At 72.6% G+C, this 9,981-nt stretch carries 8 protein-coding genes; 4 read left to right on the forward strand and 4 right to left on the reverse strand.

Annotated elements, in window-relative coordinates; all coding sequences use genetic code 11:
- Window positions 1-69: 69 nt before the first annotated feature.
- Both HK417_RS06320 and HK417_RS06325 read left to right on the forward strand, forming a co-directional pair.
- Window positions 70-1,173 (forward strand): ferredoxin reductase, encoded by a 1,104-nt coding sequence (locus HK417_RS06320; RefSeq protein WP_222264484.1) that lies wholly within the window; start codon window positions 70-72, stop codon window positions 1,171-1,173.
- Window positions 1,174-1,201: 28 nt separating this feature from the next.
- Window positions 1,202-2,392, forward strand: coding sequence for a fatty acid desaturase family protein (locus HK417_RS06325; RefSeq protein ID WP_222264486.1), 1,191 nt, complete (start codon window positions 1,202-1,204; stop codon window positions 2,390-2,392).
- Window positions 2,393-2,702: 310 nt separating this feature from the next.
- Here HK417_RS06325 and HK417_RS06330 read toward each other — a convergent pair whose 3' ends face one another.
- Window positions 2,703-3,638 (reverse strand): patatin-like phospholipase family protein, encoded by a 936-nt coding sequence (locus tag HK417_RS06330; RefSeq protein ID WP_222264488.1) that lies wholly within the window; start codon window positions 3,636-3,638, stop codon window positions 2,703-2,705.
- 907 nt (window positions 3,639-4,545) lie between these two features.
- On the opposite strand from HK417_RS06330, the gene HK417_RS06335 reads away from it, so the two are divergent.
- Window positions 4,546-5,541 carry an endonuclease/exonuclease/phosphatase family protein gene (locus tag HK417_RS06335; protein ID WP_222264490.1) on the forward strand — a complete coding sequence of 332 codons (996 nt, stop codon included), beginning with the start codon at window positions 4,546-4,548 and terminating at the stop codon, window positions 5,539-5,541.
- 164 nt (window positions 5,542-5,705) lie between these two features.
- Here the strand turns inward: HK417_RS06335 and HK417_RS06340 are convergent, their stop codons facing one another.
- The 3 genes from HK417_RS06340 to HK417_RS06350 form a co-directional block, all read right to left on the reverse strand.
- Complete coding sequence (locus tag HK417_RS06340) at window positions 5,706-6,053, reverse strand: nuclear transport factor 2 family protein (RefSeq protein WP_222264492.1); 348 nt, start codon at window positions 6,051-6,053, stop codon at window positions 5,706-5,708.
- A 185-nt stretch (window positions 6,054-6,238) separates the two neighbouring features.
- Window positions 6,239-7,501 carry a D-arabinono-1,4-lactone oxidase gene (locus HK417_RS06345; protein ID WP_222264493.1) on the reverse strand — a complete coding sequence of 421 codons (1,263 nt, stop codon included), beginning with the start codon at window positions 7,499-7,501 and terminating at the stop codon, window positions 6,239-6,241.
- 28 nt (window positions 7,502-7,529) lie between these two features.
- Window positions 7,530-8,489 (reverse strand): Gfo/Idh/MocA family protein, encoded by a 960-nt coding sequence (locus tag HK417_RS06350; RefSeq protein ID WP_222264495.1) that lies wholly within the window; start codon window positions 8,487-8,489, stop codon window positions 7,530-7,532.
- Between the two features lie 210 nt (window positions 8,490-8,699).
- On the opposite strand from HK417_RS06350, the gene HK417_RS06355 reads away from it, so the two are divergent.
- Window positions 8,700-9,914 carry a glycosyltransferase gene (locus HK417_RS06355; protein WP_222264497.1) on the forward strand — a complete coding sequence of 405 codons (1,215 nt, stop codon included), beginning with the start codon at window positions 8,700-8,702 and terminating at the stop codon, window positions 9,912-9,914.
- The last annotated feature ends 67 nt before the right edge of the window (window positions 9,915-9,981 follow it).

Consider the following 9,981-nt stretch of genomic DNA (forward strand, 5'->3'; position numbering starts at 1 on the left):
CAGAACCTACCGTGCGATTCACGTGGTGAGCACAGTGATTTGCGCCCCGCGCCGGGAAGACTCAGAGGCATGACCGCCACCGTCCCGCGTCCCCCCCGGGGCCGCCCGGCCCTGAGCACGCTGCGCGACCGGGTGCTCAAGGTGGCCGAGCTCGTCACCACCCCGCTGCTGCCGGCCGACTACCTGGACCTGGTCGACCCGCTGCGGTCCGGCGCGGCGCTGCGGGGCCGGATCGAGGCGGTGCAGCACGAGACGCGGGACGCCGCGACGGTCGTCATCCGCCCGGGCCGCGACTGGCTGCCGCACACGCCCGGCCAGTACGTCCGCATCGGCATCGACGTCGACGGCATCCGGCTGTGGCGCGCCTACTCGATCACCTCGGTCCTCGGCCGCCCCGACGGCTGCTTCACCATCACGGTGAAGGCCATCCCGGACGGGAAGGTCAGCAACCACCTCGTGCACCGGACGCTGCCGGGCACCGTCGTCCAGCTCGACCAGGCCACCGGCGAGTTCGTCCTCCCGGCGCAGCGGCCGGCCAAGGCGCTGTTCGTCACCGCGGGCTCGGGCATCACCCCGGTGATGGGTATCCTCCGCAACCAGGTGCACGAGGCCGGCGACGTCGTCGTCGTGCACTCGGCACCCACCGCCGGCGACGTCATCTTCGGCGCCGAGCTGCGGGCGCTGGCCGCCGCGGGCAGCATCCGCCTGGTGGAGCGCCACACGGCGGCCCAGGGGCTGCTCGACGGCGCCGCCCTGGCCGAGCTGGTGCCCGACCTCGCCGAGCGGACCACCTGGGCCTGCGGCCCAGTCGGGCTGCTGGAGACCCTCGAGCAGCACTGGGCGGGGGAGGGGATCGCCGACCGGCTGCACACCGAGCGGTTCCGGCCCCGCGTGCTGGTCACCGGGGAGGGCGGGACCGTCACCTTCGGGAGGTCCGGCCGCACCGTCGACGTCGATGGCGCCACCCCGATCCTCGACGCCGCCGAGGACGCCGGGCTGCTCATGCCCAGCGGCTGCCGGATGGGCATCTGCTACGGCTGCGTGCTCCCGCTGCGCGAGGGGGCGGTCCGCGACCTCCGCAACGGCGAGGTCACGACCGCCGCGCCCGGGGACGGCGTCCTCGTCCAGACCTGCATCAGCGCCGCCGCCGGCGCCTGCGACATCGACCACTGACCCGCACCGACTCGAGGAGAGCCCGTCCATGACCGTGCTGCAGAAGAAGTCCGACAACCCGATCGCCCACCTGACCCCGGAGGACATCGAGGCGATCGGCTTCGAGCTCGACGCGATCCGGCAGGACGTCATCGACAGCCGCGGTGCGGCCGACGCTGCCTACATCCGCCGGGTCATCGACGTCCAGCGCAAGCTGGAGCTCGGCAGCCGCGCCGTGCTGCTGTTCTCGAAGTTCCCGCCGGCCTGGGTGCTCGGCACCATGGGGCTCTCGGTCGCCAAGATCCTCGAGAACATGGAGATCGGGCACAACATCCTGCACGGGCAGTGGGACTGGATGCGCGACCCGAAGATCCACTCCACGACGTGGGAGTGGGACATGGCCAGCCCGGCCGAGCAGTGGAAGCACTCGCACAACGAGCTGCACCACACGTACACGAACGTGATCGGCAAGGACAACGACCTCGGCTACGGCATCATGCGCGTCGACGAGGACCAGCGCTGGGTGCCGATGTACCTGCTGCAGCCGGTGTGGAACTTCGTCAACGCCTGCTTCTTCGAGTACGGCATCGCCGCCTACGACCTGGAGCTGGGCAAGAACCTGGCCACCCCCGAGCGCCGCAACGACCCGGAGTTCCGCGCTCGCGGCAAGGCCGTGCTCAAGAAGATCGGCAAGCAGATGACCAAGGACTACGTCGTCCACCCGCTGCTGTCGGGCCCGTCGTTCCTGCCCACCCTGGCGGCCAACTTCACCGCCAACGTGGTGCGCAACCTGTGGTCGCACTCGGTGATCATGTGCGGGCACTTCCCGGAGGGCGTGGAGACCTTCGAGAAGAAGTCCATCGACGGGGAGACCCGCGGCGAGTGGTACCTGCGCCAGATGCTCGGCTCGGCCAACATCTCCGGCAGCAAGGCCATGCACGTCATGACCGGCAACCTCTCGCACCAGGTGGAGCACCACTTGTTCCCGGACCTGCCGAGCAACCGGTACGGCGAGATCGCCCCGAAGGTCAAGGACCTGTTCGACAAGTACGGGCTGCGCTACCACACCGCGCCGCTGCCGCAGCAGGTCGCGTCCGCCTGGCACAAGGTGCTGCGGCTGTCGCTGCCCAACGGCTGGCTGGCCGAGACCACCCCGAAGAACGCCCCGGCGCAGCTGGTCAAGCTCTGGAAGATGACGACCGGTGGGCCGAAGGTCCGCCGGCAGCTCCAGGCCGCCTGACGACGGCTTGATCCCGCGGAGGCGGTGGCGGCACCCTGGTACCGCCACCGCCTCCGTGTGTCTGGTGCCGCGCCCAGCAACGGGGCGGCCTCAGGGACAGCACGGCCGGAGGCGCTGCGCGCCACTGCCGGGCAGCCTGCGGACCCGCCGAGGGAGCATGGTCAGGCGCGTGCGCCCGCCGCCTCCGCGGCCGGGGGGTCGGTGATCACTCCCAGCTGCTGCGCGCCGCCATCGCCGACCACCTGGCCGAGTCGGCCGGCTCGCGCTGACCCTCCACCCTCCACCCGGCCCCGAGCGCGCTCGCCCGCGGTCAGCCGGGCAAGCCGGCCAGGAAGGCTGCCGCCTGTTCCCGCCCCGCGTCGAACAGCCGGCGGAGGAGCGCCGGGCTGCGGTCCAGCTTGCTGGCCACGTCGAGGTCGAGATCGAGGGCGATCTCACGGATCGCGATGCGCCGGTACCGATCGCCGAGCCGGTCGGCCCACTCGTTGACCTTGCGGATGAAGTACAGCTCCTGCTCCAACGAGAGGTTCCCGGCCAGCTCGTTCCGCCGGTCCGCGATGTCGCCCACACTCCTCGGCACCATCGCCCGGGCGCGCGGGTTGATCCGGATCACCCAGATCTCCTCCGGGCCGGCGTCGGGCAGCTCGCGCACCGGCGGGTTCTGGCTGAACAACCCGTCCCAGTAGTGCCGACCCCCCTCTTCGACGGCGCGGAACAGCAGCGGGACGGCGGCCGAGGCCAGCACGGCGTTCACGGTGATCTCCCGGCGCCGGCTGGAGAACGCCTTGAAGCCGCCGGAGAGGACGTCGGCGGCGCCGACGAGCAGCAGCGGCTGGCCCTCCGGCGGGGACTCCTGCAGTCGGGCCAGCCGATCGACGTCCACGTGGCGGGTCAGCAGGTCGGTGACGGCGGCGTCGGCGAGACCCGGATAGGCGTAGGGGCTCACCGTCGGCAGCGACACCTGCCCCTCCAACCGGGCCAGCCCGACCAGCCAGGCGTTCGCCGCCGCATCGCCCAACGAGGTCGCCGCGTTGTCGTCCCAGAAGCGCTCCAGCAGCCGGCCGGCCTCGGCCGCCCCACCGGTCAGCAGTCCGTACCAGGCCAGCAGCGCGCACACCGCCCCACCCGAGGTGCCCGACAGCGCCACGACCCGGTGGTCCTCATCAGCCAGCAGACGCTGCAGCACACCACCGGTGAAAGCCGTGTGGCTGCCGCCGCCCTGACAGGCCAGCGCAACCGTCCTCATCCGTGACGCCCTCCCTGGATCCGGTCAGCCATCTCGCAACCACACGGTTCCCACCCACCAGTCGCCGCTGCACGGTCAAGCCTGCGCGGCCGCGCACGCCTACGCCTTGAAGGCGGCCTCAGGGACATCCGTCAGCGAGGCCTGGCTACATCGGAAAGGCACAATGGGGCGCGCTGAGGACGAGCGACCGGGGTCATTCGACACGCTTCTCCCCTCCCAGCAGTCCAAGCCCCTGTGAAGGCCCGCAGCGAGGAAGCCAGCGTCCCACCGCTTCCATCACGCCCGTGTCACCGACTCATCATTGCGCGAGTGGTCTCGAAGACTGTGGTGGGCAACCGCGCGGAGGTGGCTCTGGTCGTCAGGGGCTATGAGTACTGGGCGTACTTCTAGCGCGATGAACAGGGTTGGCAGGAAACCGTGGAGCGAAACGGCCCGACCCTCGGCTGGGAGAATCCCGAGCGCCATCGAGTGGGGAGACGACGCACGACTGCCCCTCGCGAACGGTTCTGACGTGTCTCATGGTCGGCCGCTTGGGACGCCCGCCGTCACGGCGTCGACGGGGAGGTTCGGCCGTCACCTCGAGCGGTCAGACCCGACATCTGCCCTCCTCCCCAGGATGGCGGCTGGCTGAGGCGGTGTCCCATGGTGGGCCGCTCACAGCACTGGGCCGGCCGTCCTCGAGGGCAGGTGCGGCGACGTTGACTCGGTGGCCGTCGGCGGTTCGTCGACGATCTCGACGCCCCCGCCGCGATCTCCCTCCAGCCGCGGGGGAGCCGCCACGCCCTCGCTCGTGGTGGCTCAGCGGAGCTGCGCGCGGACGGCCGTCTCGGCGGCGGCCGCTCGGTGACGTGGCGGTGACGCACTCGGGCCGAGGATGACGACGAGCCGGGATGGGGGTGGCCTGGAGATGGACGTCAGGGTCGGCACGTTCAACGTCCTCAACCTCGCCCGGGAAGGCGAGCGCTACTACCCCGACGAGCAGCCGTACACGGCCGTCGAGTACGACGAGAAGGCAAGGTGGATCGCCGGGCAGTTGAACCGAATGAACGCGCATCTGGTCGGCTTCCAGGAGGTCTTCCACGAGGAAGCCCTGCGTGATGTCTGCAACCGGTCGGGGCAGTTCCCCGACGGCACCGTCGTGGCGCCAGGCGCCGACGGGGCCAGCGGTCCACGGCTGGGCCTGGCCAGCCGGCTGCCCATCGACGAACCGGTCACCACCATCACCGACTTCCCGGCCGGGATAGACGCGGAAGTAGAAGGTCTCGCCCTGCCGGTCGGGACGTTCAGTCGCCCGATCCTGCGCACGCGCGTGGTCCTCGACCCGACACGAGGCACCACCTCGACGGTGTTCGTAGCCCACCTGAAGTCGAAGCGGCCTATCCGCGACCCGCAGGCACCGGAACACGATCCGCGCGAAGAGGCCCTCGGAAAGGCGCGGGCGCTGATCCGCCGCGCCGCCGAAGCGGCGGCTCTGCGCTTCCTCGTGCTCCAGGAGATCATCGGCACCGCGCAGCCGGTCATCGTGCTCGGAGATCTCAATGACGCCGCCCGCGCGGTCACCACCGACATCATCATGGGTGACTCACCCTCCAGGTTCTGGCCGACAGACCCCGAAGACAAAAGGACCTACTGGGACCGACTGCTGTACTCGGCCTACGAACTCACCGTTCGACGGACTGGACGTGATGTCAGCTTCACGCACATCTTCAACGGGCACTACGAGAACCTCGACCACATCCTCGTGAGCCAGGAGTTCTACGAGCGCAATCCGCAACGCATCGCTGAGGTGATGAACCTGCGGTACTTCAACGACCATCTGTTCGACAGCCAACTCAGCAACGAGCGCCGTGATCGGATCGTCTCCGATCACGCGCAACTGGTCGCCGAGATCCGCATGCTGTGACGTCGGCCGCCACCGGCATCGCCGCCGGACACCGGATGACATACCGGGTGACCGCCGGAGTCCGGACCGCTCGGCGTGCCGGAGGCACCCGGGCCGGACCCGCTCCCGGGGTGGCTCGGGAGACGCGCTTCAGGGGCGAGGCCAGATCTCGATGCTGGGTGGCGCTAGTTCGTCGTCTCCAGCGTGTAGCTGAGCGTCTGCGCCCTGATGGCGTCGCCGGAGAAGACGAAGGTGTCCACGCCGTCGCTCACCCGGTTGGACTTGGCGACGGCCGACCACTCGATGAACAGGATGTCGCCTTCATGGATCTGGGTCGGCACATCCCAGCTCGCCTCGGGCAGGTCGGCGAGCAACCCCGTGAAGGCCTCTCGGACGCCGTCTCGCCCGCGGAACACGCGGGCCGGGGTGATGAGCACCGCGTCCTCGGCATAGTCGGCGACGATCTCCTCGACATCACCGGCCATCAGCGCGCTCGCGTGGTGGGCGAAGATCTCCTGCGGGGTGCGGGGCATGACTACCTCCCTGGAACCGGACGCTGGCGATGCCATTGCCGAGAACCTAGTCCGCCGCCGAGCCCCTCGGCCGCCCGATGTCCCGTCGTAGCGTGCATCGAGCAACCCGGGCCGGGCCCGCTCACCGGGTGACTTCCCGGACATCTACGTCTGGCTCCGCCGACGACCGGACTGGAGGCGGGGTCCTAGCCGAGGACGTGGGTCTCCAGCCACTCGTTGCGGAACGCGCCGCGCGGGTCCAGCCGCTGCACCATCGCGGCGAAGTCCGCATGCCGCGGGTAGCGCGGGGCCAGTGCCGCCGCGTCGGCGAGGAAGACCTTGCCCCAGTGCGGGCGCGCGCCGAACGGCGCCAGGGCGTCCTCCAGGTCGCCCAGCACCGTGAGGACCCCCTCGGTGTCCGGCCGCCAGGTGAAGTGCAGCGCGACCCGGGGACCGCCGGACGCGGTGCTCATCCAGAGCTCGTCGCCGGCCACCGTGCGGATCTCGCAGATCTGCAGCAGCGGCCGGATTCCCGGGGCCAGCGCGCGCACCGCCTCGATCGCCTCGACCGCCCAGCGGCGCGGTACCAGGTACTCCGACTGCAGTTCGTCCCCGTTGCTCGGCGTGAAGCCCATCCGGAAGTGGGGCAGCCGGTCCGACCACGGCCCCGGCCGGCCGAGCTGCCCGGTCGCGGGGGTCGGGTCCAGCCCCGGGATGGGGTGCCGCTCGGCGCCGGCCTCGCGCGCGCCGAACAGGTCGCCCTCCGGTGCACCCGCCCGATCGGTGCGGGCCTTCACCCACACCATGTCGACGTCCGCGCCGAGCAGGGTGAAGAGGCTGACGCTGTAGCCGGCGGCGGTCACCTCGTCGAAGCGGTCGTACAGCGTCGCCCACGGCAGGTCCTCGAACACCCGCTGGGCGACCTCGTAGGCGGGCTCCACGTCGAGGGTGACCCGGGTGACCGCGCCCAGCGCCCCGAGGCCGACGACCAGGCCGTCGAAGTCGGCGTCCCCGCGGGCGGCGCGGACCACCTTGCCGTCGGAGGTCACCAGCTCCAGCCCGGCGACCGCCGTCGCCAGGTTGCCGTTGCCGACGCCGGAGCCGTGGGTCGCCGTGGCGACGGCGCCCGCGACGGAGATGTGCGGCAGCGAGGCCAGGTTGTGCAGGGCCAGCCCCACGTCGCGCAGGACGTCGGCCACCTGCCCGTACCGCAGCGCGGCCGCGACGGTGACCGTGCGCCGGTCGGGCGCGATGACGGCCTCGGCCGGCAGCCCCTCGAGGGAGACCAGCTCGGGGGAGTCGCCGATCGAGGTGAACGAGTGCCGGGAGCCCAGCACGCGCAGCCGCTGCGCCGCCGCGACGACCTCCTGCAGCTGCTCCAGGCTCGTCGGCCGGTGCAGCACGGTGGCGCGGTAGCGGTAGTTGCCGGCCCAGTTCGTCGCTGACTGCCCCAGCGCCACGTCGGTCACGCCCGCAGTCTCGCACCGGCCGCTGGCGTCAGGCCCCGGGCACCCGGACGGTGGACCCGGTCCGCGCCGCCTCGGTGACGGCCCAGGCGAGCCGGTGGGTGCGCAGGGCCTCACCGACGTCCACCAGGCCGGGCACCGCTGCACTGCCGGACAGCACGTCGACGAAGGCGCGGTCGACCGCGTGCCGCCCGTCCACGGCCGGCGCGGCCTGCTGGTCGCCGTCCCGGGTCCGCACCCGCAGCGCCGTCTCGGTCAGCTCGACGGCGACACCGTCGGCGGCCACGTCGATCCCCGCGGCGACGGCGGCCGGCAGCACGCAGGAGGTGCTCACCGTGCCCACCGCGCCCGACTCCAGCCGGAGCACCGCGGCGGTCGCATCGGGCACGTCCCGGCCCCCGGCCGTGGACGGCGCGGCGAGGCCGCCCACCTCGGCCACCTCACCCGCGAGGACGCGGACCAGGTCCAGCACGTGGGTGGCCTGCTCGACGACCTGCCCGCCGGAGGAGTCCGAGCGGCTCCACCAGGCCGGCGGCGGGGTGCTGCCCCACCAGCGTGCGGAGACGAGCCGCACCGCGGTCCCGGACAGCACGGTGCGCGCCCGCTCGACGGTGTCCAGGTGCCGCCAGTGGTAGCCGGTCGCGGTGGGCAGCCCCGCGGCGGCCACGGCGGCGGCGACCTGCTCGGCGACGGCGAGGTCGGCGGCCAGCGGCTTCTCCACGAAGAACGGGACCCCGGCGCGGACGACGGAGGTCTCCAGCGGGCCGTGCGCGAACGGCGGGACGCAGAGCCAGACCGCGTCCAGCCCGGAGCGCAGCAACCGGTCGACGTCGTCCTCGACGGCGCAGCCGACCGCCTCGGCAAGGGCCTGGGCGGCCGCGGTCACGGGGTCGCTCACCGCCACGAGCTCGACGTCGTCGAACCCGGCGAGCGTGCGGGCGTGCCGGGCGCCGACGCCACCGGCCCCGACCAGGCCGACCCGCAACGTCATCTGCCCGGTCCCCGGGAGCTGGTCGTGGTCACCGGGGGATCGTGCCCGGTCCGTGGCTCCGGCGCGAACTCCCGTGCGCCGGAACTGGCACGGAGGCCCCCGTCTGTGCTGTCCTGCACGTCGTCCCGTGCCGTCGACGAGGCCGGCACCCGACCGCGAGGAGTGAGCCGTGCTCCCAGACCCGACCCGTCCGCGGGCCCTACCCCCGGCATGAAGGTCCTCATGGACGCCGGCCCGTGGCTGCCGGTGCCCCCGCAGGGTTACGGCGGGCTGGAGAACGTGGTCGCGACGCTGACCACCGAGCTGCGGCGACGCGGGCACACCGTGGTCCTGGCCACCGTGGGGGAGAGCCGGCTGCCCGCCGACGGGCACGTCTCCGCCTTCCCGACCGGGCAGTTCGCCCGCCTCGCCGCCCCCTATCCCGAGGTGGTGGGGGCCGCGCACACGCACATGGGCGCGGTACTGCAGGCGGTCCACCGGCACGCCGCGGCCGGTGAGCCGTTCGACCTGGTGCACAGCCACCTGGAGGTGGTCGGCCCGGCGGTGCTGGCGGCGCTGGGGGAGTCCGCACCCCCGGTGCTGCAGACCCTGCACTGGGACCTCCGGCGGAACGCCGACTTCTACGGCGCCTTCGAGGGCCGGGGCCGGGTCTTCTTCGCCGGGGTCTCGGAGTCGCAGGTCGCGCGGGGGCCGTCGTCCCTGCGCCGGCAGACCCTGGGCGCCGTCCCGCTCGCCGTCCCCCTGCCGGACGCCCCGCCGGCGCGGCCGGTGGAGCGGCTGGACTCCGTGCTGGTCCTCTCCCGGCTGTGCGAGCTGAAGGGGATCGACGTCGCGCTGCGCGCCTGCCGCACGGCCGGGGTGCGCCTCGTCCTGGCCGGCCCGCTCGCCGGTCAGCCCGACCGGGCCGCCCTGGACGACGCCCTCGCCGATCCCGGGCACCCGGTGCACAGCCACCCCGACCTCCGCTGGGCCACGGAGCACGTGCTGCCCGCGCTCGACGGCGACCGGGCCCGGTGGATCGGCAGCGTCGCCGGTGAGGAGAAGGCCGACCTGCTGCGGCGGTCGCGCGCGGTGCTGTTCCCGATCCGCTGGGACGAGCCGGGCGGGACCGCCGTCTGCGAGGCGCTGGCTGCCGGCACCCCGGTCGTGGCGATGGCCCGCGGCTGCCTGCCGTCACTGGTCGACCACGGCCGGACCGGCTTCCTCACCGAGGACGAGGCCGGCTTCGCCGCGGCGGTGGGCCGGGTGGCGGAACTGGACCCGCACGCGTGCCGGGAGGTCGCCGAGCGCCGGTTCGCCCCGGCGGTGATGGCCGCCGCCTACGAGCAGCTCTACGCCGAGGTGCTCCGCCGCAGTTCGGGTCGGCCGCGTAGCCGGCCCGGGCACCCGGCGGCGGGGCCACCGCAGCGGTTGGCGGCGCGCTAGACGAGTAAGTCCGAAGCCGATCAGTGGTCGTAGGCGATCAGGGATCGGGTGATCGGCTGGCCGGTGG

The organism is Modestobacter marinus (assembly GCF_019799945.1).
Taxonomy (GTDB): Bacteria; Actinomycetota; Actinomycetes; order Mycobacteriales; family Geodermatophilaceae; genus Modestobacter; species Modestobacter marinus_B.